Here is a 22,516-nt window from a genome sequence, read left to right as displayed (position 1 = left end):
TTAACGCCTTTGCAGGAATGCGGAATACCCGGCAAGCCGGGTCAAATGAGACCGTATTGTTCCGCCTTGTTGCGCAGGAACGGCAGGCCCTTGTCCATGACCTCTTCCATATCGCGCGCAACGGGGCGCCAGACGGCCAGGCCATAGGCCACCTCAGGCGGCATGTTGATGAAGCTTTCCATCGCAAGCCCGCCCTTGAAGCCGATTGCGGCAAGCGCGGCATAGATCGCATCCCACGGAATGTTGCCATAGCCCGGCGTACCGCGGTCGCTTTCGGAAAGATGGATGTATTTCAGGTGATCGCGGGCGATCAGGATGCCGTTTGCCGCACCCTTTTCCTCGATATTCATGTGGTAGGTATCGAGATGGACAAAGATATTATCCGCGCCGACACGCTCCACCATGTCAATGGCCTGCTGCGCCGAGTTGATCAGGTGGTTCTCATAGCGGTTCACCGCCTCGACGCCGAGTTGGATGCCATACTTCCTAGCATGCTTTGCCGCGACGTCGAGCACCTTGGCGATGTTGTCGTATTCGCCCTGCGTCGGTGGCAGGCCGGTGCGCTCGCCGATGCCGCCGAAGATGACGCCGGAGAGCGCCTCGGCGTTCATTTCTGCGGTCTTTTCGATCGCAACCTTCAGGTGCTCGATCGCTGCATCGGGGCGGACGGAAGCCCAGGCATGTTCCGGCAGGCCGAGCGAGCAGACGGCGCGCAGCTTGTTCTTTTCAAGCAGGTCGCGGGTGTGTATGGCATCGACGGCAGGCGCATTGAGCAGCGCGATCTCGATGAAATCCATCTGGTAGTGCACGGCTCCGGCAATCGCCTTCTCGGCGCCTGCGCGATCCCAGTTCATGGTCCACATGCTGGTGTGAACGCCGAAACCTTCCATGGTCGTATCTCCTATTTCACGATTCTGATGAACTTGGCCGAGAGCCACCGCAGCACCATCACGACGATGAGCAGGATGCCCCAGACGGCAGTGGTGAGATGCTGGTTGGCGCCGAGTAGATTGAGCCCCGAAGAGAGAAGCTGCAGCACGATGAGCGCCACAAAGACGGGCAGGACGCGGCCGAAGCCGCCAAAGGGATTGATGCCGCCGAGGAAGCAAGCGAGCACGGTGATCAGCAGATAGGACTCGCCGTGGCCGACGCGCACCGAATTGAAGCGCGCAAGCATGATGATGCCGGCAACCGCAGCCATCACGCCGGAGAGCATATAGACCAGCACCAGGACTTTGCGGGTGTTGATGCCGGAATAGCGGGCAGACTCGATATTGGAGCCGATCATATAGGTGGAAAAGCCGAGCTTTGAGCGCGAGAGCAGGATATGGCTGGCGATCACGCAGGCGATCAGGATCAGCAACGGGACGGGGATGCCAAGGATGCTGCCGTGGCCGATCGGAGCGATGAAGGTGGGGAAGCCCGAGATATCGCCGCCGCGTGTCAGGAACTCGCCGAGGCCGCGCAGGAAGATCATCATCGACAGCGAAACGAGAATCGGATGGGCGCGGGTAAAGGCGATGACGAGGCCCATGACCAGGCCGCTTGCCGCGCCGACGGCAAGCGCCAGAGCCGAGCCGAGCAGGAAGGCGCTCGGACCGGCTTCGATGCCGCCATTGGCCTGCAGCGTCCAGGCGAGGGTCAGGCCGGCGATGTTGGCGGTGAAGGTGATCGCGAGGTTGAGGCCGCCGGTGAGGATCGGCATCAGCATGGCAAGCGTCAGGACGCCAAGCTCGGGAAGCTGAAAGGCAACCGATCCGAAGGTCGCGCCCGTCAGGAAATGCGGCGAGGCGAAACCGAAGACGATGAGCACGACCGCCAGCGCGGCGAGGGGACCGGCCATGTCGGCCCCGAAGATGGCGTTGAAGCGGGCGGCGAGCGCGTTCATCAGCTCTCTCCCCTGTCTGCAGGCCTGTCGCCGGTCGATTTACGGGTCGCAAACACCGGCACCAGATTGCCGATGCGGGCGCTCGACAAGGTGATCGCAACGAGGATGATCGCGCCGACGATCATCTTGAAGGCGAAGGGCGAGACGCCCATCAGGTTGAGGCCGTTCTGGGTGATCGAGACAAGCAGCACACCCAGCACGCAACCGAGCACCGAGCCCTTGCCGCCGCCCAGCCGCGCGCCGCCGAGCACCACGGCAGCCAGGACATCGAGCTCGCGGCCATAAAGTGCGTTCGGCACGACCTCCTGCGCATAATGCGCCTGCATGAGCCCGGCGATGCCTGCCATCAACCCAAGCCAGCCGAAGGCGATGAACTGCATGGCGCCGATATTGATGCCGAAGCGGCGCGCGCCTTCCGGATTGTCGCCGAAGGCATAGAGCTGCCGGCCGGTCGTCGTGCGAGTAATGAAGAGCCAGGTGGCGAGCGTGCAGACGACCATGACGACAACCGGCAAGGTGATCTCGGCCCAGCTCCCATCGGCCATTTCGCGCTCGTAGATGATGACGCGGGTCGTTAGCCAGTCGGGCAGATCGTAGATCGACACACCCTTGGTGAAGAACATCAGCAGGCCGAAATAGACGTTGAAGGTCGCGATCGTCGCGACGATCGAGATGATGCGGAAGCGGTGGATCAGGAAGGCGTTGATCATGCCGAGCACGATGCCGATGCCGGCCGAAATCAGAAAGCCGGATACCCATCCGCCCCCGCCGATCCGCTCGAGCGCAAGTGCAGTGACATATTGCACGATCGAGGCTGCGACGGCGAAGGAGATGTCGATCCCGCCTGATATCAGCACCACGAGCAGGCCGACGGCAAAGATGATGTTGACCGCGCTGATATTGAGCAGGTCGAAGGCGTTGCCGAGCGTGAAGAAACGGTCGGTCGTAAAAGCGAGGACGATACTCATCGCGATGATGACGGCAAACAGCACGAATTCAGTCGTATAGGCCAGGAACAGCTTACGCATAGACCGCCGCCTCCAGGTCCTTCAGTGTGGTCGTGCGCGGATCATGCCAGCCGGCGATCCGGCCCTTCTCCATATGGATGATCCGATCGGCGTTGAAATAGACCTCCGGCACCTCATCTGAAATCAGGATGATCGCAAGCCCCGCCTCGGCGAGGCGGGCAACGATTTCGAAGATGCCGGCGCGCGCGCCAACATCGACGCCGACCGTAGGCGCATCGAGGATCAACACCTTGGGATCGGTGGCGAGCCATTTGGCGATCGCGACGCGCTGCTGGTTGCCGCCCGAAAGCGTCGAGATCGCATCGTCCTGCTTGCCAATCCTGATGCCGAGATCGGCGATCCAGCGCGCGACCAGCGAGCGCTTCTTTTCCGGCGAAATGAGTCGGCCAGCCAGGATGCGGTTGAGCGAGGCCATGACCAGATTGTCGGCGATGGATTGCGGCTGATTGAGACCGAGCGAAAGGCGGTCTTCGGAGAGATAGGCGACGCCTGATGTGATCGCCTCGCGGTTGGAGGCAAAGCGCATCGCTCTCCCCTCCAGCAAGATCGTGCCGGCGGCGGGCCGACGCATGCCGAACAGCGTCAGCGCAAGTTCGGTGCGCCCGGAGCCGAGCAGGCCGGTGATCCCGAGCGTCTCGCCACGGCGCAGATCGAAGGAAATATCCTCGAACTCGCCGGGCCGGGAAAGCTTGCTGACGGAGAGCAGGACCGGGTTCTGCGATACATTGCGGGCGCGAACGTTCTGGTCGAAGGTGCGTCCGGTCATCAGCTCGGTGATGTCAGACTGGGTCATGCCCTCCACCGGATAGACCCCGACCAGCGCGCCATCGCGCAGCACGGTGATGCGAGAGGAGATTTCCAGCACTTCCGCAAGACGATGGCTGACGAAGACCACGGCAACGCCCGAGGTCGACAGCGTGCGCACGATCGCCAGCAGATGATCGGTCTCCGATTGGGTGAGGGAGGCCGTCGGCTCGTCCATGAAGACGATCCGGGCCTCTCCGACCAGCGCGCGCGCAATGGCGACGATCTGGCGCTGAGCGATGGCGAAATCCTTGAGGGGTCTGTCGACGTCGAGGGTGACGCCGAGCCGGACGAGTGCTTCCTCGGCTATTGCGCGGATCGCGGCATAATTGACGAAGCTCGGGCGCGAACCGGAAAGGGTCTGGAAGGCGATATTCTCAGCCACGCTCATCTCCGGAAAGAGCGCGAGGTCCTGCCAGATGATCTGGATGCCGCGGGACTGGGCCATGCCTGGCGTCATGTGAGATATCGTCTCACCGTCGAAGACGATCTCGGCGCCGTCTGCGGGCCGATAGACGCCTGATATCACCTTGATCAACGTGCTCTTGCCGGATCCATTCTCGCCGGCCAGACAGTGCACTTCGCCAGGCAAGACTTCGAAGGAAACGTTTTTCAGCGCCTTGACACCACCGAATGTCATGTTGACGCCGCGAAGCGAAAGAAGCGCCTGCGCCTTCACACCATCATCCGTTGCCGTGCTCATGCCGGTTGCCTGTCCCGTCGAATGCCATGAAAGATCAATGGTCCTGCCATGGCCGGATACCGCTCTCTTTCCCGAACGCCGGGCCGGTCGACATGGACCAGCCCGACACCCGGGGAGGGGGCCTCTTCAGAGGCCCATAGCGGCCAGGTCGTCGACCGTATCCTTGTTGATCGGCAGCAGTTGATCGACGATGATGTTATTGCCGACCGGCTTGATCACGCCGAGACCCGGGATATCATCACCTTCCTTGATGCTTTCGCCCTTGATCAGGCGATCGGCGAGCGTGACGAAGACTTCGCCGGCCTGCTTCGGATTCCACATAAAGCCGCCCGATATCGCGCCTGATTTGATCAACTTCTGGCCCTGGCCTGGCGAGAACGGGCCGAGCACGAAGATTTTGCCCGTCTTGCGGCGTTCCTCGATGGCGCGCCCAGCGCCGATCGGACCCTGGCTGCCGAAGGCGAGGAAGCCGGTCAGATCCGGATGCGCAGCGATGAGATCGAGCGCCGTCGAGCGGCTCTTGTCGACGTCTTCCGCCACACCGTAGCGCTCGCCGACGAGCTTCATGTCCGGGTAATTCGCCTTGATATAGGCGATTGCGGCATCCGCCCAGGCGTTGTGGAGCGGCACGGTCAGCGAACCGACGAAGACGGCATATTCGCCCTTGCCGCCCATTTTCTCGGCGAGCAGCTTGCCATGCGCTTCACCGAAGCCGGTGGCCGATGCGAGTTCGAAATTCCAGTCGGCGCCCTTCTGCGAAGGCGATTCATGGGTAATGACCTTGATGCCGGCGGCTTGCGCCTTCGTCAGCACGGGCTCGAGCACCTTGGCATCGTTCGGCACCACGCCGATAACCTTGACGCCCTGGGCGATCAGATCCTCGATGGCGCGCACCTGCAGCGCCGGGTCGGCGCTGGTCGGGCCGATCATGAAGGCATCGACGCCTAATTTCTGGCCCTGTTCCTTGATGCCGGCTTCCATCGCGTTGAACCATGGAATGCCGCCGATCTTGACGACAACGCCGACCTTCGGCGCGTCCTGCGCAAACGCGACCACCGCCCCGGCAAGCGACAGCGATGCGGCAAATGCCGCTACGATAAGGCTCCTCATCCTCACTCCTCCTCAAAGGTCGCTCATACGAACGACGACCACCGGCCGGTTTGCGGCAGGTTGTTCCTGGTTGCTTCTTGGCGAGGGAATACCCTTGCCTCCCATCCCGCCTCCTCCGGCGAACCATCTTTTGCACAATCGATCTTTCTTTTTTGCACAATCGATGGTGCAATGACTATCGATCAAGGTAGGGCTTTCGTCAAGAGGGGTTTGTTTCTAAGGGAAGCGACAAAGGAAAGGCGAGATATGACCGACATCGGCAAGAAGAAGGCGACGATCTACGATCTCTCGATGCTATCGGGTGCGTCGCCTTCCACCGTGAGCGCCGTGCTGAACGGAAGCTGGCGGAAGCGGCGTATCAAGGAGGCGACGGCGCAGCTCATTCAGAAGCTGGCAAACGAGCACGGCTATACGGCAAACCTGCAGGCTCGTGGCCTGCGTTCGTCCCGCTCCGGTCTCGTCGGTCTTCTGCTGCCAGTGCACGACAACCGCTATTTCTCCTCGATGGCCCAGTCTTTCGAGGCGCAGGTCAGAAGCCGCGGCCAGTGCCCTCTCGTCGTCAGTGCCTGTCGCGACCCGGAGGAGGAGCGCCAGGTCGTCGAGACACTGATCTCCTATTCGATCGATGAGCTTTTCATCGCCGGCGCAACCGATCCGGATGGCGTGCACAAGGTCTGCGAAAAAGCAGGGCTGAAACACGTCAACATCGATCTGCCCGGCACGCTGGCGCCGTCGATCATCAGCGACAATTATGGAGGTGCGCGCATGCTGACACAGGCGATCATCGAGCGCGCGCAGGAGGATGGACCGCCTTCACCTGACGATCTGTACCTGTTCGGCGGCCGCAACGACCATGCCAGCCATGAGCGAATTCGCGGTTTCCGCGACGTAAAGCGCGCATTGCTGGGCGCAGATCCCGACGTCTGCATCCAGCCGACCGGCTATTCACCCGCCATGACGGCCCGCGCCTTCGAAGCCTTCTACGAAGGCCACGGAAAGCTGCCGCGCGCATTCTTCGTTAATTCCTCGATCAATCTCGAAGGGCTGATGCGCTTCCTCGCCCTGCACCCGCACGAGACCTTCGCCGATATCATCGTCGGTTGCTACGACTACGATCCCTTCGGCTCTTTCCTGCCTTTCCCCGTCTTCATGATCCGGCAGGACAGCGAAACGATGATCACCAAGGGGTTTGCGATCCTCGATGCGGACCGCCGTCCGCCAATCACGCATCTGGTGCGGCCGACACTCGTGCCACCCCGCACGGCACTGACCGGCCCGCTCGACGCGCTGAAGGATATCGAGTAATGCGTCCTGCCGCGTTGGCGAGGCTGGGCTGACGCAGCAACGGACACCTTGATGCCGATTGCGTTGGCATCAATAACTGCCTTATCGGATCTAGCTTTCTGTGATGCGGCGATCTTCATCGGAGCCGACGGAAAGCTGCTTCCAGTCCAGGTCTTCCTGCAGCTCGAGATATTGCGTCGCGCCGATCTGATCTGTGTCGCGCAATTCCTCGAGCCGCTGGCGCTGGGCAAGAACGGCGGCGATCGTCAGGTGACGGCGGCGATCGAGCGGCGAGGTCTCGTTTGCATCGGTTGATGCAGTCCAATGATCCTTGCAGATCGTCCGGATCGCTTCGGCCTCGGTGCCGCCTTCCTTCTCAAGCCGCTGAAAGGCAGCTTCGGCGAGCGATCTCCGGGCCGCCTTGAGCTCATCGCGGACTTCTGCCTGCCGACCGAGTTTCAGGAAATGGATCATCGGAGCCAGGGTCGCCCCCTGAATGACCAGGGTTGCGAGCACCACCGTGAAGGCCGTGAGCACGACCAGGTCTCGCTCGGGAAAGTCGGCGGGAAGCGCGAAGGCCGTCGCCAGCGTAACGAGGCCGCGCATACCGGCCCAACCCACCAGCAAGGTTTCCCCGGATGTGAAAGGCGCCAATTCATGGCCGCTTCGGTGGCGAGACGCGACGACGGCGTGAAGCAGGAACGCCATCACCATGCGCGAAAGGATGACGCCGACCACTACGATGGCGGCAAATCCCATCGCCCGCTGAAGCTCTTCGGCCGACATCGCTTCAAGGATGCGGCGCGCCTGCAGGCCCATCAGCAGGAAAGCCACCACGTTCAGCAGGAAGACGACCGTCGTCCAGACGGCGAAGGAATGCACCCGCATCCGTGGTGAATCCTTGACCGAAGAGAGAGTGGCGAGCGTCATTGCGCTCGCCACGGTGGCAAGGACAGCCGACAGGTGCAGATGTTCGGCGATCAGCCAGGTCGAAAAAGCGTAGACGAATTGAAGCAGGGTCCCGCCGACCGTGTTTTCGGTTATCGGCCGAAGCCGCGAGACAAAAAAGCCGAAGGCGATGCCGAACAGGATTCCTCCGGGTGCGGCGAACCCCACCTGAAGTGCCGTCCCGGCATCCAGCCCACCCCGCGCCTGGACAGTCAGCGCGGCCCCGAAAAGCAGCAGAGCGGTCGCGTCGTTGAACAGGCTTTCTCCCTTGAGCAAAGCATCCACACGGCGGGCGACCGGCAAATTGGAAAGGACTGCCGTGGCGGCTGCGGCATCGGGCGGCGAAACAATTGCGCCAAGTGTGACCGCAACCGCAATCGGAAGCCCGACCGTCAGCATGCTGATCGACACGACCACGCCTGTCGTAACAAGAACAGCGACGACGGCATAGAAGAACAACGGCAGCAGCATGCGCCGCGCCGCGCCCACCGGGAAGTCATAGGCCGAATCGACAAGAACGGGCGCGATGAACAGAGCGAGCGCCGTCGGCGGATCGATGGGGATCGTGGGCGCGCCGGGCAACATCGCCACGGCGACGCCGGCGGCAGCCAGAATGCCGGGGTAGGGCAGGCGCATACGACGCGTGACCTGCAGCAGCAGGATGGCAACCGCCAGCAATGCAACAAGTGTTTCGAAGAACGTCATTTCAGCATACTAGCAGGCTTTCGAGCACATTGAAGCGGGTGCCGCCCCGATGTAAAGCTTGTGTCGTATCAAGCTGATGAGGGCGACGATGGACTACGAGGTTGCGATTGTCGGCGCTGGCGCAGCCGGCATTGCAGCAGCAAAAGGGCTGGCCGATGCCGGGCGCTTGGTCATCATCCTGGAAGCCAGCAACCGCGTGGGTGGACGGGCCTGGACAATCGAGCTGGCCGGAATGCCGCTGGATATGGGTTGCGGCTGGCTGCATTCCGCCGAGCGCAATCCTCTCGTCGCCATTGGCCGTGGGGCCGGGTTCAATATCGAGCGCGGGCCGACGGCGTGGCAAAGCCAGTGGCGCGATCTCGGCTTTACGCAGGATGAGCGCGCCGCGGCGGCGGCGGCATGGACCGCTCTTGAGGAGCGGATGCGGACCAATCCTCCCGCCAGCGACAGGGCGTCGGACGCGCTGGAGCCGGGCGGCAAATGGAACGCCTACTGCCAGTCCCTCAGCGGATATATGAACGGCGCGCCGCTCGATCGGCTGTCGATCGCCGACTTTCTTGCCTATGACAATGCAGCGACCGACGCCAATTGGCGGGTGCAGGAAGGCTATGGAAGTCTGATCAGCGCGACCGTTCCAAACGTGGCCTTGCGCCTTTCGACGCCCGTTCGACGTGTGACATTGACCGCGAACGGCGTCCAGCTGGAGACCGACCGCGGTCCTGTCACGTCAGGTGCCGCGATCATCACGGCATCGACCACGGTTCTGGCCCGCGGAACCATTATCTTCGCCCCGGAGGCCGACGATCACCTCCATGCCGCAAGTCAGCTGCCGCTTGGCCTCGCAGACAAGCTGTTTTTGGAACTCCATGGCAATCATGGTCTCGAGCCGGAGACCCATCTGCTCGGCGACCCGCAAAATGCCAAGACCGGCAGCTATTATATCCGGCCGCTCGGCCGGCCAATCATCGAAGGCTTCTTCGGCGGAAACGGCGCTGTCGTCATCGAACGCGCGGGTTTGCTGGACGCATTTGCCTTCGCACTCGACCAGCTGTCATCGCTGCTCGGCAACAACATTCGCCGCCACTTGCGGCCCCTGGCAGCCTCTTCCTGGTGTCGTACCGATTGGATAGGCGGCTCCTACAGCCATGCACTGCCCGGCCATGCGAGCGCACGCGCAGTCCTGGCGCGACCGGTCGGTGACCGGCTGTTTTTCGCCGGCGAGGCGACGCACCAGTCCGACTTTTCGACCGCGCATGGCGCATGGGAAAGCGGGTTGCGGGCCGCCGACCAGGCTGCGGCCGTTCTAACACGCTCGTGATATCCCGGCCACTGACCCCTTAAGGTCGAATTTCACCGCCTAACGTCAGGACGAGGTGAAATGGATGCCCTCGCTCCAAGGGAAGCGGTCAGCCTGCAGCTTTATCATTGGCAGCTTGTGTGGTAGGAGCGGGTCATGACATCACTGATCGATTTCGATTGCCGAAGCTGCGGAGCCTGCTGCTCCTATTCGCCGAGCTGGCCCAGATTTTCCACCGAAACGGAAGCTGCTCTCGATTTGCTGCCGGCGCACCTCGTAGCCGCAAACGAGCAGGGAATGCGTTGCGACGGTGCGCGTTGCTCCGCTCTGGTCGGTCGCGTCGGTTCAGAGACATCCTGTCAGGTATACGATCTTCGGCCTGACGTCTGCCGCGCCTGCGTCCCAGGCGATGGCGCTTGCTTGACCGCCCGCGAGTTCTTCGGGATCGGTCAGTCAAGTTTGTCGCCCGGCCACTTCGATGCGCGTTTGCCAGTCAACTGAGATGTCACCTCGACTCCGCGGGTTGGACACGGCGGCGCCGAGACAGGATGAGCGAGCTAAAAAGAGTCCGCCACCTCCAGTTCCATAGGGTTCTGCTCCTAGGCGCGAAAACGCCTGTGATCAGCGACATACGGGAACTGTGGATTCTCCAAACCTCAAGGCTAACGCGCTGAGTGTCGCCGGGTGTTTGCAGGCGATCGAACCATCTGGTTATAATGGCTAGTCGTTGCCAAGCGGCGGCCCAGTGAAACGAAGGTGGTGCCTGCGGGCGGATTCTGCGATGCGATCCATGTCCTGCGGAATCTGGAACTTGCCTGCCGCCATGTCGGCAAAAAAATCTTCGAATCCCCCCGGCGTCAGGATCACCAGATGGCGCGAAGGCATGCCGCCGATAACCCTGAAGGTGTGCTCCATTCCGCGTGGCACGAAGACAGTTTCGCCGGCCTTCTTCGTGAACCTCTCGCCTTCCACCCAGAACTCGCACAAGCCGGAGAGAAGGACGAAGGTCTCGTCCTCTCTTTCATGGATGTGTCGCGGCGGCCCGCTTCCGACGGGAGACAGGCTGTCGACGATGGACATCGCTCCGCCAGTTGCTGCATTCGTCAGAATAGGTCGGTAAGAAACACCGAGCCATTCAATGGTATCTGGACATTCCAGTAGATCAACCATCGTTTCCTCCTCGGTTGGGATGAAACGAAAGCGCTTTCGTGTTGTAGTTTTTACCATCCGATCCATTATTAAGAAAATCGTTTGATCATATAGAAACTATCGGTGAAATGAATTTCGCGACCTTTGATCTCAATCTTGTACGTGTGCTCGACGCCTTGTTGCGGGAAGGGTCGACTGTGAAGGCCGGTGAGAAACTGGGAATGTCTCAGTCAGCGGTTTCCGGCGCACTTTCAAGACTGCGTCATGCGCTCGATGATCAGCTGTTCGTCCGTCATGGCCAAGGTTTGCGCCCGACGGATTATGCAAGAGGTTTAGCCATGCCTCTTCGTGAGACGCTCGACAGGATGGAGGCGCTGTTCAGTGGCACCTCTTTTGATCCCGGTAGCGCCAGCCTCACTTTCAAGCTTGCAGGAAGCGATTTCTTTGCGGAGATGCTGATGCCGCGGCTGGCGCGTGAGATTCACCAACGTGCTCCGGGTATTCGGGTGCAATTGGTCGACCTCGTCCCAAACAGCTACATCGACTCTCTTGAGCGGTATGAAGCCGACATGGCTCTCATTCCTGATGCAGAATTTCCAGACTGGATCGACCGACATGCGCAATTCCGGTCGTCCTTCATAACTATCGCCCGAAAAGGAAACGCAGCAATCGAAGCAGCCGGAATAAAATCTGGCGCAACCTTGCCGATCGATCTTTTTTGCGATCTCGGGCACATCCTCTTCTCGCCTGAAGGAAAAACAAAAGCCATGGGTGATGCGGCACTGGCCAAGATCGGACGAACTCGGAAGGTGGTCATGACGGTTCCTGTTTTCTTCGGCGTCTGCCGAGCTGTGAGCGAGAGTGATCATATTGCACTCGTCCCTCGACAATTGGCAGAGCGCTTGGCGGATCTTTTCGGGCTCTCCCTCTATAACGCTCCCATGCCGCTTCCGCCGGCCCTCATCGTCGGCGTGTGGCACAAGCGCGCGACAGGCAACCCCGCCCATCGTTGGATTCGGAACCTGATCGCCGAGATATTGCTGCCACTTAATGTCGGCGAGCAGTCCCTGCCAAATGAAGCGCGCTGACGGTGCTTTCCCGCGTCGATCGGCAAAGAACGTGCCCATGCTCCATTACATATCGAGGCTTACTTGAACGTCGGATTTCGCGCGGCTGCAACCTGCTGCAAGCGAGGAGGGAGGCGCTTGCCGATAATCGCGAACTCATCGCTGAGGCTGCAAGGGGTCATCTCTGCCCCGCGCATGGAGATACGTGACGGATCGGGGCAATTATTGGCGACGCTCCGTTTCTCCAATGCCCTAATCTGCGAAGACCGCTGATAAGGGCATAGAGCTCGCCGAAGTGAGTGCAAACCGGACAAAATTGGTCTTCCCTTGATGTGACGGGAAACCAGCGTCCGTCAACGGCCCCCGACGCTGTGCACTACGCGACTTGTGAACCTTCCGCAAACGGTTCGAGTGGAGGCAGCCGTATGCGTCGGTGTCGACACTATGAGGCTCCGCGCCGGCACAGTTCCATAAACTAGGTTATGCCACATGTAAGGGCTATTTAGTAATGCGACAGTTGGGCCAGTTAGAGATGCGACAGTCTCGCCTCTCGACGCACTGGTCAACGCCAACGTTGGGAGCAAGGATGACGATCTTCAGCCTGGTCGAGACCATGAGCGGTCGGAGTCGTCATATCCTTTATGATACCATGTCGCAGAAAGAGTTGCATCGCCTCGAAGTCATCCAGAAGATCCGTGACGAACGCCTGAGCGTTGTCCAGATGGAAAACGCACGGATATTCTAGCTGACGCCGAGAAACTGCTTCAGCTCCGCAGTATGAGGATTGGCGAAGACTTCCTCCGGCGGGCCTATTTCGTGAACGCGGCCCTGGTGCATGAAGACGACACGGCTGCAGACATCGCGGGCGAACTTCATCTCGTGCGTTACCATCAGGAGCGTCATTCCCTCGGCCGCAAGCTCGCGCACGACGGCGAGAACTTCGGCGACCAGTTCCGGATCGAGCGCCGAGGTGATCTCGTCGCAGAGAAGTGCTGTCGGCTGCATGGCCAGCGCGCGGGCGATAGCGACGCGCTGCTGCTGGCCGCCCGAGAGCTCGTCGGGATAGGCGTCGAACCTGTGGCCCAGCCCTACCCGCTCCAGCATCTTGCGGGCGGTAGCCTCGGCTTCGGCTTTCGGGGTCTTTCTGACCACGGTCTGCGACAGCATGACGTTGCCGCCGACGGTCAGGTGCGGGAAGAGGTTGAACTGCTGAAAGATCATGCCGACCTTGAGGCGCAGTGCCTTCAGATGCACTTCGTCATCAAGGAGCTGCGCGCCGGCCACGGAGATGGAGCCATCGGTGATGGTCTCCAGGCCGTTGATGCAGCGAAGCAGGGTCGATTTGCCTGAACCGCTCTTGCCGATAATAGCGATGACTTCACCAGCCTTCACGTCGAGATTGATGCCTTTCAGCACCTCGGTGGTGCCGAAGCTCTTGCGGACTTCAGTGATTTCGATGAGCGACATTGAGCTTCCTTTCCAGGATCTGGCTGCTTTTCGACAAAGGCCAGCAAAGGGCGAAGTAGATGAGGGCGACGAGCCCGTAGACGGTGAAGGGCTGGAAGGTGGCATTGGTGACCACCGTGCCGGCTTTCGACAATTCAACGAAACCGATGATCGAGGTCAGCGCCGTACCCTTGACGATTTGAACGGAGAAGCCGACCGTGGGTGGTATCGCGACCCTCAGCGCCTGCGGAAGGATGACATAGCGCATCTGCTGCAACCGGCCCATGCCGAGGCTGGCGGAAGCTTCCCATTGACCCCTCACGACCGCTTCGACGCAGCCTCGCCATATTTCGGCGAGGAAGGCGGCGCTCCACAGGGTGAGCGCCAATCCCGCAGCAAGCCAGGCCGGCACATCTATCCCGAAGAGGCCGAGACCGAAAAACGCAATGAAGAGCTGCATCAGCAGCGGTGTGCCTTGGAAGAGCTCGATATAGTATTTTGCGACCGTCCTGAATGACTTGCGCTTGCTGATGCGCAAGAAGAGCAACCCCAGTCCGACCGCGCCGCCGCCGATGAAGGAGACGAGCGAAAGCAGGATCGTCCAGCGGGTGGCGAGCAGCAGGTTGCGCAGGATGTCCCAGAGTGTGAACTCGATCATCGCGCCGCTCTCCTTGGGAAAATGAACCCGCCGACTACCGCCAGCACCTGCCGGAGCAGGATCGCCAGCACGAGATAGATTGATGTCGAGACGATGTAGGCCTCGAAGGCGCGGAAGGTTCGCGATTGTATGAAGTTCGCAGCAAAGGTCAGATCCTCTGCGGCGATCTGCGACACCACCGATGAGCCGAGCATGACGATGACGACTTGCGACGACAGCGCCGGCCAGATGCGCTGCAGCGACGGCACGAGAACGACATGCCGGAAGGTTTCGAAGCGCGTCATGGCAAGGCTCTCGCCCGCTTCGAACTGACCCTTCGGAGTTGCCTGGATGCCGGCGCGGATAATCTCGCAGCTATAGGCGCCGAGGTTGACGACCATCGCGAGGTTAGCGGCCGTCAGTTCGGAAAGCTTGAGACCGAGCGACGGCAGACCGAAAAAGATGAAAAAGAGCTGGATCAGGAACGGCGTGTTGCGGATCAGCTCGACATAAGTCGCAATGACAGGCTTCAGCCAGGCCGGGCCGAGTGCACGCACCCAGGCACAGAAGATGCCGAGCGAAATGCCGAGCACTCCGCCGATAGCGATAAGCTCCAGGGTGATCAGTATGCCCTTGACGATCTCAGGATAATATTCAAGCAGCCAGCCGAATTCGAAATGGTAACTCAAGGAATTGTCCCCTCTTGCGGTGACGGATCGTCACGTCATCCCGCGCGCAGGCGCGGGATGACGTCCGTGAGACCGAGTCCCTTAGAGATCCGACGGGAGACCGGCGCCAAGCCACTTCTGTGATATGGCGTCCAGCGCGCCATCGGTTTTGGCCGCAGCGATAATGCCGTTCACCTTCTCCAGAAGAGCTGCCTGTTCCTTGTTGAGACCGATATAGCAGGGCGAGTTCTTGATGAGGAACTTCATCTCAGGCCGCTTCGGGGGATTTTTGGCGAGGATCGCAGCAGCCACAACGTTGCCGGTCGCGATGGTGTCGACCTGGCCGGAGAGGAAGGCCGAGATGGTGCCGTTGTTGTCCTCGTAGCGCTTGATCGTCGCGTCGGCCGGCGCGATCTTCGTCAACTCGAGATCTTCGACAGCGCCGCGCGTAACGCCGATGCTCTTTCCCGCGAGATCTTCCACCTTGGCGATCGAAAGATCGGCGGGCGCGAACACGCCATTGAAGAAGGGGGCATAGGCCGTGGTGAAATCGATCACCTTTTCGCGATCCGCATTCTTGCCGAGGCTTGATATGACCAGATCGACCTTATTCGTCTGCAGATAAGGAACGCGGTTGGCGCTGGTGACCGGCACGAGTTCGGTCTTGACGCCCAGTTTTTCGGCAATGAGATTGGCCACATCGATATCGTAACCCATAGGCGCCATATCGGTACCGACGCTGCCAAAGGGCGGGAAATCCTGCGGGACGGCGACACGCAGAGTGCCGCGCGCCGTGATGTCGGCGAGAGCATCGGCGTAAGACGCGGAGCTGAAACCGAAGGTTGCAGCCAGGGTCGCGATGGCGAAGATGACTCGTCTTGTCAGCATGTTTTAATTGCTCCTTTGAAGTTGTGGTTTTTTGGGTCCGGGGGTTGGGGCACGGTCTTGGGAGGAAGTGACAGGGAACTGCGCAGTTCCGAGAGCGGGTCCGGGCGTGTGGTGAGGTCGAGCCCCGTTTCCACTTCGTCCAGATGTTCGACAGAGAGCTCCGCAGCCCTGACGAAATCGCCCGCTTGCATGGCCTCGAAGATGCGGCAATGCCCGTCATGAGACTGTGCTGCATGAAATTCAGACTGATAGAGCATCGAGATGAGGATCGTCCTCGCGGTGAGATCGCGGAGGATATCGACGATGATGGCGTTCCCACTCGATTCGGCGATGCGGATGTGGAAATCACCCATCAAATAGGTCAGGCGCTGTCGATCGCCCGCAGCCATTGCGCTTTTCTCCTCGTTCAAATGCAGGTCGAGAGCTTTGCGCCCCTCGTCTGTCAGAGCCCGCATGCTGCGCAGCAATCCGGCCTCGATGACGCGCCGTGCCTCATAGACCGCGATCGCCTCTTCTGCGGACGGCTCGACAACAAACCAGCCTCGTCTTGGACTGACATGCACGATGCCGCGTGTTTCCAGGCGCATCATGGCTTCACGAACGCGGGTTCGAGACACGCTGAAGAGCGTTGCCAACTGGTTTTCACCAAGACGCGTCCCAGGCCGAATTTTGGCTGAAAGAATCCCGGAGACGATCGTCTCCTCAATGGTCTTCTGCGTGCTCTCAGATGTGTGGCTATCTTGCATACAAGACAGGAAAGCAAAGCGCGTGCCAAAATTCTGCGTTCAGGATTTCCAAGATGTCTCGGATCCCTCCCCTTGGAATTTGCACGCTGCGAATGCAGACTGAGCGTAAATTGAGCGCGTGCCTGCAACGCCTTGCAAACGCAGACCAGCGTCGAACCACTCGTGGCGGCTTGTTCTTACTGGCCGAACGACCTTATGCGGTCGAAGCCGCCCAGGGATTGATCACTTCAACACCTGCAGCGTCGAAAGCACTTGTATCGCGCGTGGCTACGGCGAACCCTTTCGATGCCGCGATAGCGGCGATATAGCCGTCCGGAGTGGGAAATCCTCTGCCAGCAGCTCGGGCCTTGACCGCGAGATCGGCATAGCGCCGTGCCGCTGTAATGTCGAAAGCCAAAATACGGCGTTCGAAGAGTTCCATCAGACCGTCCAACGCGTCGGAGAGCCTTTCCTTGCGTTTGCCAGCCGGGAGGGCGCCGATTCCAAACATCAGCTCGGCGATCGTGACGCTAGAAAGGAAGAGGGTTTCGGCTGCCTGCTCATCGAGCCAGAATTTCACGGTTTCGTCGGGCGCGGGTTTCATCGCCTCGGAAACGACGTTCGTATCAAGGATAATCATTCAAAGCTCAACGGCTTTGCAGGCAACGCGTCGCGAGCTTGGTCCAGAACGGCAAGGTCCTCATTTGTCAACCCGAGGCGACGACTCCGTTCGGCGAGCGCGCTGCCAAGATGCAGCCGCGTTTCCGGACGGACGGCAGCCTCGAGGATTTCGCGCATTTCCGCTTCGGCGCTGCGCCCGTGATGAGCCGCACGCACCTTGAGAGCACGGTGCGTCGCCTCGGACAGGTTTCTGATTGTGACTGCGGGCATGATGGCAACCTTGTGGAACATGATAGCGATGCTAGCAATATAATGGATTTGCCATCACATTCAATGTGCGCTTGCCATGCGATCGTAAGCCAAACAGTGGTTAGGGGAGCTGCGCCCACCGTAACTTGTGATCGTCATGGATTTCTTTTTTCGCCTAATTGAAACTCGAGGTTTTGAGGAATTCCGCCAGCCGCTCGGTCTTCGGATGCACGAACATGTCCTTCGGATCGCCCTCTTCGCAGATGACGCCTTGGTTCATGAAGATGACTCGTGACGAAACGTCGTAGGCAAATCGCATCTCGTGCGTAACCAGCAGCATGGTCATGCCGTCGGCCGCAAGCCCCTTGATGACCTGGAGCACTTCGCCCACCAGTTCCGGGTCGAGCGCAGAGGTCACTTCGTCGAACAGCATCAGCCTCGGCGACATGGCGATGGCGCGGGCAATCGCGACGCGCTGCTGCTGGCCGCCGGAAAGCTGTCCTGGATAATGGTTCGAGCGGGCGGAAAGGCCGACACGATCGAGCCATTTTTCCGCAATGGCGCGGGCGTCCGGCTTGGTCATCTTCTTCACCTTGACGAGGCCGAGCATGACGTTTTCAGCGGCACTCATATGCGGAAAAAGATTGAACTGCTGAAACGCCATGCCGGTCAACGCGCGTTGGCGTGCAATCTCTTTCTCGCTCTTGCGGCGCCGCGCTGTCCCTTCGACGCGATAGCCGATCTCCTCGCCGTCAAGGCTGATCGTGCCGCCCTGGAATTCCTCAAGCATGTTGATGCAGCGCAGCAAGGTGGTCTTCCCGGAACCGGACGAGCCGATGATGGAAATGACTTCGCCTTCCTGCACGGCGCAATCGACGCCCTTGAGGACTTCGTGAATGCCGTAAGTCTTGCGCAGACCCTGGATGTCGAGAATGGTCTTGGCCATTGGATGTCTCCTCAGGACGGCAGGGCGGTCTTGCGCTCGACATATTTGCCGAAGTGCTCGATGCCGTAGTTGACGATGAAGTAGAGACCGCCGGCCAAGAAATAGAACTGGAGGCTCATGAAATTGCGGGAGATGATTTCTTGCGTGCGCAGGAGAAGCTCCGCGACGCCGATAACGGAGAGCAGCGTCGAGGCTTTGACCATCTCGGCCGCCGTATTCACCCAGGCCGGCAGGCACTGGCGCATGGCCTGTGGCCACAGCACCGAGGTGAAGGTCTGGGTAAAGGTCAGGCCGATCGCCTTGGCGGCTTCGGTCTGCCCCTTCGGGATCGCCTGAAGTGCTCCGCGCACGATTTCGCCGACATGGGAAGAGCAGAAGATGGCAAGGGCAAGCACGCCGGCCGAGAACGGCCCGAGATTAAGGCCGACGGCGGCGGAGACGTAGTAGCTCGCCAGCACCAGCACGAGCACCGGCGTGCCGCGGATGATATCGGTGTAGGCGCGCACGGCCAGACGCAAAACAGCGCCGCCATAGACGAGCGCCAGGCCGACGAAAACGCCGAGTATGGAACCCGCGAGGATGGCGAGCAGAGAGATCGACACGGTCACGCCGATGCCGTTCATGATGACGTATCGGGCGATCCAGAGTTGTTCGAGAAAAGTGTGGGACATCAGGTCTATCTCGGCAGGGCCAGGCGGCGCTCGACGAAGCGCATCACGGCGGCGATGAGGAAACAGGTCGCGACATAGAGGGCTGATGTGACCATCCAGGTTTCTATAACGCGGAAGCTCTCGACATTGATCTTGCGAGCCGCGAAGGTCAGTTCCGGCACCGCGATGGCGGCGGCGAGCGAGGTGTCCTTGAAGAGCGAAATGATCGTCGAAGACAGCGACGGCAGCACGTTGCGCAGCATCAGCGGAGCGATGATGGAACTGCGGATCTGCATCCCCGTCAGGCCGATGGCAAGACCCGCTTCCGTCAGCCCTCTCGGAATTGACAGCAGCCCGGCGCGGAACACCTCGGCCAGATAGGCGCCGGAGTAAAGGGATAGAACCAGGACGAAGCTTTTTATCTTGTCGAGCCGCAAGCCCATCTGCGGCAACGCGAAAAAGGCAAAAAGCACCAGAACGAGAATTGGCAGGTTGCGAATGACAGTGACATAGACCCGCGCCGGCACGATCGCAAAGCGGCTTTTGGACGTCAGCGCGAAGGCGACGGCAAGGCCGATCGCCGCCCCGATCAGGATCGAGATCACCGCCAGGCCGAGGCTGAGCGCGAGCCCGCTCAAAAGAGAATCGAAATTGCGCCAGACGGCAGCGAAATTCAACGTGTAACCCATGCGGGCCGCCTTTCAGACCAGAGCATGATACCGAAAACTGTGAGCGGTTTCCGGACGGCATCATGCTCTCACTCTTTAAATGTGGAGCGGGAAACATGTCCCGCTCCACATGGCTGTTACTTGAACTCGACCGGGAAGCCGATCTGCGGCGGCGTCAGATCTTTGCCGAACCAGGTTTTGAAGGACTTGGCGTAGAAGTCGAACTCAACGCCGGTCATGGCCTCGTGCAGAGCGGTGTCGACGAAGTTCAGCCAATCCTGATCGCCGCGCTTGACGGCGCAGGCGTAAGTCTGCGGATTCCAGCCATAGCCGGCGTCTTTGTAACGGCCGGGATTCTGCGTCATGTACCAGGCGAGCGACGACTGGTCCGTGGCGACAGCATCGGCGCGTCCCGATTCTAGCGCCTGATAGATCAGGTCGACGGAATCGTACTGGTCGACGGTCGCCTCCGGCAGCGCCGCATGCACCATCGCCTCGGCATAGACGTTCTGGAGAACCGAGATGGTGACGGAGGAACCGACCGCCTTCAGGGCGGCGTAGTCGGCATATTTTCCGTCCGCCTTGAGCATCAGGCCGACACCCTCGCGATAATAGGGAATGGTGAAGGCAACCTGCTGGGCGCGCTCGCCGGTAACGGTCATGAACTGGCAGGTGATGTCGACTTTGTCGGTGGTAATGTTCGGGATGCGGGCATCGGAGGACTGGTTCACATATTCGATCTTCTCAGGGTCGCCGAAGAGCGCCTTGGCGATGATATGGCCCATGTCGACGTCGAATCCCTGAAGCTTGTCGTCGGCGCTCTTGAAGTGCCAAGGCGCATTGGTGCTGCCCGTGCCGAGGACGAGATGGCCGCGGGCCAACACTTCATCGAGCTTGCTGCCTTCGGCCAGCACAGGCGTGGACAACAGAGCGGCGGCGACCAACGACATCACGCCGGTGCGAAAGGAAATGGTCATGGCGTTCCCCTTATGGATTGTTCCTATATTCCAGTATAATGGACGCATGTCTGTTTTACTGGAATAACGTTATCAAGTGCCATCAAGGATGAATTGTCAATGGGGTATGCCGAAAAAACGCGCAGTGGCGCGCGTGGCGATTTTTTCGGCAGCGCAGCATTTTCATCCCACTTCCGGACCGCCCGGCTGCGCTAGCCTTGGTAAATGGAATATGCAAGCGAGGCGTTGGCGCAGGCGGCGAATTAGGATCTCGGGAAACTGCCAACCTCAAGCCAACGGCCAACTTTCGCCAACCGGAAGCTTCCCGCTTCGTCCAGAGCATTTCAGCAAAAATGCGCGGTGGATTTGCAGGGAATGTGTGAAAACGAAAATACAGCGCATTTCGGTAAGAGAAATCTAGGTATGCGCTGGGGGAGGCTTGTAGACTTCATGGATTCTAATGAACTTCCCGCTGCACGTCCGATCGCGCCGTCTTCGTCTCGCCGGCGAATTTGAAGGCGGCAGCCAACTCTGCATAGCGGGTGTCGCTCAAGCTGTGGGCGAAGCGCACTCTCCAGCACCTTCTTCATGAAGGCCTTGGCATAGCCATGTCTTCACGCCCGCAGGCCTGCATGGCATAAGATTAGAGCTTGTAATCGCTCATCGACGTCAAAAGCCGAGGGATCGCCGTCTTTCGGGGTCACGCGGCGCCGACGCCTGCGGCAAAGACTGCAATGCAGCGCTGGAGATGGGCAAGCAGTGTTGCCCGATTAGGCCAAGCCTTTGCTCGTCCTTCCGGCGGACCCATGGCGCCAAAGATCATATCCATCAGCATCCGGGCCCCGCTGTCCGGATCATCAAGCGACAACTTGCCTTCCACCCTGCGGTCCCTCAGCCAGTCTGCCAGATGCTGCCGGCTGGCAAGCATGCCTTCACGCTGCAGTATGTCGATAAGTTCGGGAAACTGCCCCGCTTCGCGAAAGACGAGCTGCAGGAAACCGGCACGATCCGCATCCTTGTCGTCATCCATATCGATCATGAAGATGCGTTCGAGGCTCTCGGCGATCGAGAGATCTTCAGCAGGCCGCGGAAGGTCGAGCATCAGGCGCCGATGTGCTCCGACCACCGCGGCAAACAGCTCTTCCTTGCTCTGAAACAGCTTGTAAAGCGTCTGTTTTGAAACACTCGCCTCGGTAGCGACGACTGCGGTCGTGCTGCCAGCATAACCGTATTTTACAAAAACGCGGCGGGCGATTTCAACGATATGCGCCCGCTTGTCATCGTCACTGGAGACTTTCGGCCGGCCGCGCTTGCGCGGCTCATCTGCGGGCTCGACAACATCCATTATGGCCTAGACCCCCATCGAGGCACAAGCCGAAGGCCGCAGAAAGGAGACAAGGACTTCTGAGAGGCGATTCTTCAGCTGTGGCATTGGCAATTTCAATTTAGAGAACTCATCAGCTCTGCAATGCGTTGCATCTCTCACCGTCTACCGATGGAGCGCCTGTGACCGCCATTTCCGCCGCAACCTCTATCTTTTCCTATTCCTATTCCTATAGCAAGAGTTCGACCGCAGCATCCCAGGGTATCCCATCCTCTAACGCAGTTTCGGCAACAAAATCAACCGCAAGCCTGTTTTTACTGGAACGAGAAAGATCAAAGTTCGATGCCCTTGTGTGCCTGTCTGTCCTCTTTGAGGACTGACTCAAGGTCGATATCCGTGCCACTTTGTTGCGAAAGCTGAGCATAAAAGGTCGTGGCCGCCTCGCGGCCGGTCTCCCGTATTTCATACGATTCGAGGGCCCGCTCAACGATGTCAGCTATTGATCGATTTTCGCGCCGAGCAAGCCGATGTGCAAGATCGCGTGCCTTCGCACTGCGCACGGAAAGTTGAGGTTCGGCCATGTCGGTCTCCTTTCATCTGCATGTAGCAGCAGTCGCTAACATCAAGATTGCAGATGATGGCTGGATACTTCAAGTAGTCTCGGTCCTGATTTTGTTCCGATGTCAAAAAGAATTAACCATATTTCAGTGTTCTATCGACATAGTACTTCACGAGGGATCAGGCATCTCAAGCAG

The 22,516-nt window shown here is 59.8% G+C and carries 25 protein-coding genes and 1 pseudogene; 5 read left to right on the top strand and 21 right to left on the bottom strand.

The annotated features are described in order from the left end of the window. Nucleotides 1-41: 41 nt before the first annotated feature. The 5 genes from N2A41_RS24510 to N2A41_RS24490 all read right to left on the bottom strand — a co-directional run bounded on the left by N2A41_RS24510 (nucleotide 42) and on the right by N2A41_RS24490 (nucleotide 5,533). Entirely contained in the window at nucleotides 42-890 is an 849-nt protein-coding gene (locus N2A41_RS24510; RefSeq protein ID WP_260111312.1) for a sugar phosphate isomerase/epimerase family protein, read from the bottom strand. A gap of 11 nt (nucleotides 891-901) precedes the next feature. After that, a complete protein-coding gene (locus tag N2A41_RS24505; RefSeq protein WP_003550846.1) occupies nucleotides 902-1,888 on the bottom strand; it encodes an ABC transporter permease in 987 nt (328 codons plus the stop codon). Continuing rightward, nucleotides 1,888-2,916: an ABC transporter permease gene (locus N2A41_RS24500; protein WP_260111311.1), complete on the bottom strand. Its 1,029-nt coding sequence runs from the start codon at nucleotides 2,914-2,916 to the stop codon at nucleotides 1,888-1,890. Before N2A41_RS24500 ends, N2A41_RS24505 begins: the two co-directional genes overlap by 1 nt. Beyond that, a complete protein-coding gene (locus N2A41_RS24495; RefSeq protein ID WP_260111310.1) occupies nucleotides 2,909-4,423 on the bottom strand; it encodes a sugar ABC transporter ATP-binding protein in 1,515 nt (504 codons plus the stop codon). Before N2A41_RS24495 ends, N2A41_RS24500 begins: the two co-directional genes overlap by 8 nt. 126 nt (nucleotides 4,424-4,549) lie before the next feature. Beyond that, nucleotides 4,550-5,533, bottom strand: a complete 984-nt coding sequence (locus N2A41_RS24490) for an autoinducer 2 ABC transporter substrate-binding protein (RefSeq protein ID WP_260111309.1) — start codon at nucleotides 5,531-5,533, stop codon at nucleotides 4,550-4,552. 246 nt (nucleotides 5,534-5,779) lie between these two features. Between N2A41_RS24490 and N2A41_RS24485 the strand changes: the two genes are divergently transcribed. Next, nucleotides 5,780-6,838, top strand: a complete 1,059-nt coding sequence (locus tag N2A41_RS24485; RefSeq protein WP_260111308.1) for a LacI family DNA-binding transcriptional regulator — start codon at nucleotides 5,780-5,782, stop codon at nucleotides 6,836-6,838. Between the two features lie 90 nt (nucleotides 6,839-6,928). On the opposite strand, the gene N2A41_RS24480 is transcribed toward N2A41_RS24485, so the two are convergent. Continuing rightward, nucleotides 6,929-8,470, bottom strand: coding sequence for a cation:proton antiporter (locus N2A41_RS24480; protein WP_260111307.1), 1,542 nt, complete (start codon nucleotides 8,468-8,470; stop codon nucleotides 6,929-6,931). Between the two features lie 88 nt (nucleotides 8,471-8,558). On the opposite strand from N2A41_RS24480, the gene N2A41_RS24475 reads away from it, so the two are divergent. Together N2A41_RS24475 and N2A41_RS24470 are read left to right on the top strand one after the other, a co-directional pair. Continuing rightward, nucleotides 8,559-9,788 carry a flavin monoamine oxidase family protein gene (locus N2A41_RS24475; RefSeq protein WP_260111306.1) on the top strand — a complete coding sequence of 410 codons (1,230 nt, stop codon included), beginning with the start codon at nucleotides 8,559-8,561 and terminating at the stop codon, nucleotides 9,786-9,788. Nucleotides 9,789-9,923: 135 nt separating this feature from the next. Next, nucleotides 9,924-10,268 carry a YkgJ family cysteine cluster protein gene (locus tag N2A41_RS24470; protein WP_017967187.1) on the top strand — a complete coding sequence of 115 codons (345 nt, stop codon included), beginning with the start codon at nucleotides 9,924-9,926 and terminating at the stop codon, nucleotides 10,266-10,268. A gap of 219 nt (nucleotides 10,269-10,487) precedes the next feature. Here N2A41_RS24470 and N2A41_RS24465 read toward each other — a convergent pair whose 3' ends face one another. Continuing rightward, complete coding sequence (locus tag N2A41_RS24465; protein ID WP_311202888.1) at nucleotides 10,488-10,994, bottom strand: cupin domain-containing protein; 507 nt, start codon at nucleotides 10,992-10,994, stop codon at nucleotides 10,488-10,490. Between the two features lie 50 nt (nucleotides 10,995-11,044). On the opposite strand from N2A41_RS24465, the gene N2A41_RS24460 reads away from it, so the two are divergent. Together N2A41_RS24460 and N2A41_RS24455 are read left to right on the top strand one after the other, a co-directional pair. Then, complete coding sequence (locus tag N2A41_RS24460) at nucleotides 11,045-12,004, top strand: LysR family transcriptional regulator (protein WP_017967189.1); 960 nt, start codon at nucleotides 11,045-11,047, stop codon at nucleotides 12,002-12,004. Nucleotides 12,005-12,569: 565 nt separating this feature from the next. After that, the gene (locus N2A41_RS24455; RefSeq protein ID WP_260111454.1) at nucleotides 12,570-12,728 is read left to right on the top strand and encodes a hypothetical protein; all 159 of its coding nucleotides are present in this window, start codon (nucleotides 12,570-12,572) and stop codon (nucleotides 12,726-12,728) included. On the opposite strand, the gene N2A41_RS24450 is transcribed toward N2A41_RS24455, so the two are convergent. From N2A41_RS24450 to N2A41_RS24380, 14 genes and pseudogenes are all read right to left on the bottom strand, one after another. Beyond that, nucleotides 12,725-13,450 carry an amino acid ABC transporter ATP-binding protein gene (locus tag N2A41_RS24450; protein ID WP_260111305.1) on the bottom strand — a complete coding sequence of 242 codons (726 nt, stop codon included), beginning with the start codon at nucleotides 13,448-13,450 and terminating at the stop codon, nucleotides 12,725-12,727. The two genes, N2A41_RS24455 and N2A41_RS24450, sit on opposite strands and share 4 nt — an antisense overlap. Continuing rightward, the gene (locus N2A41_RS24445) at nucleotides 13,428-14,087 is read right to left on the bottom strand and encodes an amino acid ABC transporter permease (protein ID WP_017967316.1); all 660 of its coding nucleotides are present in this window, start codon (nucleotides 14,085-14,087) and stop codon (nucleotides 13,428-13,430) included. The genes N2A41_RS24450 and N2A41_RS24445 overlap by 23 nt, the downstream gene beginning before the upstream one ends. Next, a complete protein-coding gene (locus tag N2A41_RS24440; RefSeq protein WP_017967317.1) occupies nucleotides 14,084-14,755 on the bottom strand; it encodes an amino acid ABC transporter permease in 672 nt (223 codons plus the stop codon). Before N2A41_RS24440 ends, N2A41_RS24445 begins: the two co-directional genes overlap by 4 nt. A gap of 81 nt (nucleotides 14,756-14,836) precedes the next feature. Beyond that, the gene (locus tag N2A41_RS24435; RefSeq protein ID WP_017967318.1) at nucleotides 14,837-15,622 is read right to left on the bottom strand and encodes a transporter substrate-binding domain-containing protein; all 786 of its coding nucleotides are present in this window, start codon (nucleotides 15,620-15,622) and stop codon (nucleotides 14,837-14,839) included. After that, nucleotides 15,616-16,368 (bottom strand): GntR family transcriptional regulator, encoded by a 753-nt coding sequence (locus N2A41_RS24430; protein WP_157386376.1) that lies wholly within the window; start codon nucleotides 16,366-16,368, stop codon nucleotides 15,616-15,618. Before N2A41_RS24430 ends, N2A41_RS24435 begins: the two co-directional genes overlap by 7 nt. A gap of 193 nt (nucleotides 16,369-16,561) precedes the next feature. Further along, entirely contained in the window at nucleotides 16,562-16,987 is a 426-nt protein-coding gene (locus N2A41_RS24425) for a type II toxin-antitoxin system VapC family toxin (protein WP_017967319.1), read from the bottom strand. Beyond that, the gene (locus N2A41_RS24420) at nucleotides 16,984-17,238 is read right to left on the bottom strand and encodes a FitA-like ribbon-helix-helix domain-containing protein (RefSeq protein ID WP_017967320.1); all 255 of its coding nucleotides are present in this window, start codon (nucleotides 17,236-17,238) and stop codon (nucleotides 16,984-16,986) included. Before N2A41_RS24420 ends, N2A41_RS24425 begins: the two co-directional genes overlap by 4 nt. 154 nt (nucleotides 17,239-17,392) lie before the next feature. After that, the gene (locus N2A41_RS24415) at nucleotides 17,393-18,163 is read right to left on the bottom strand and encodes an amino acid ABC transporter ATP-binding protein (RefSeq protein WP_017967321.1); all 771 of its coding nucleotides are present in this window, start codon (nucleotides 18,161-18,163) and stop codon (nucleotides 17,393-17,395) included. Nucleotides 18,164-18,174: 11 nt separating this feature from the next. Continuing rightward, nucleotides 18,175-18,834, bottom strand: a complete 660-nt coding sequence (locus tag N2A41_RS24410; protein ID WP_017967322.1) for an amino acid ABC transporter permease — start codon at nucleotides 18,832-18,834, stop codon at nucleotides 18,175-18,177. A gap of 5 nt (nucleotides 18,835-18,839) precedes the next feature. Further along, nucleotides 18,840-19,502, bottom strand: a complete 663-nt coding sequence (locus N2A41_RS24405; RefSeq protein ID WP_260111304.1) for an amino acid ABC transporter permease — start codon at nucleotides 19,500-19,502, stop codon at nucleotides 18,840-18,842. 116 nt (nucleotides 19,503-19,618) lie between these two features. Continuing rightward, a complete protein-coding gene (locus tag N2A41_RS24400; protein ID WP_260111303.1) occupies nucleotides 19,619-20,458 on the bottom strand; it encodes a transporter substrate-binding domain-containing protein in 840 nt (279 codons plus the stop codon). Between the two features lie 445 nt (nucleotides 20,459-20,903). Next, nucleotides 20,904-21,101: pseudogene (locus N2A41_RS24395) on the bottom strand (DUF1217 domain-containing protein); the annotation flags it as partial. A 36-nt stretch (nucleotides 21,102-21,137) separates the two neighbouring features. Then, on the bottom strand, nucleotides 21,138-21,782 hold the full coding sequence (locus tag N2A41_RS24390) for a TetR/AcrR family transcriptional regulator (protein ID WP_017967326.1): 645 nt from the start codon (nucleotides 21,780-21,782) through the stop codon (nucleotides 21,138-21,140). A 311-nt stretch (nucleotides 21,783-22,093) separates the two neighbouring features. Then, complete coding sequence (locus N2A41_RS24380; protein WP_170279719.1) at nucleotides 22,094-22,342, bottom strand: type II toxin-antitoxin system VapB family antitoxin; 249 nt, start codon at nucleotides 22,340-22,342, stop codon at nucleotides 22,094-22,096. Between the last annotated feature and the right edge of the window lie 174 nt (nucleotides 22,343-22,516).

The sequence above is a fragment of the Rhizobium sp. SRDI969 genome (genome assembly GCF_025152725.1).
Lineage (GTDB): Bacteria > Pseudomonadota > Alphaproteobacteria > Rhizobiales > Rhizobiaceae > Rhizobium > Rhizobium leguminosarum_I.
The sequence above is the reverse complement of the archived record's forward strand: the minus strand, read 5'-3'. Positions and strand labels throughout refer to the sequence as shown.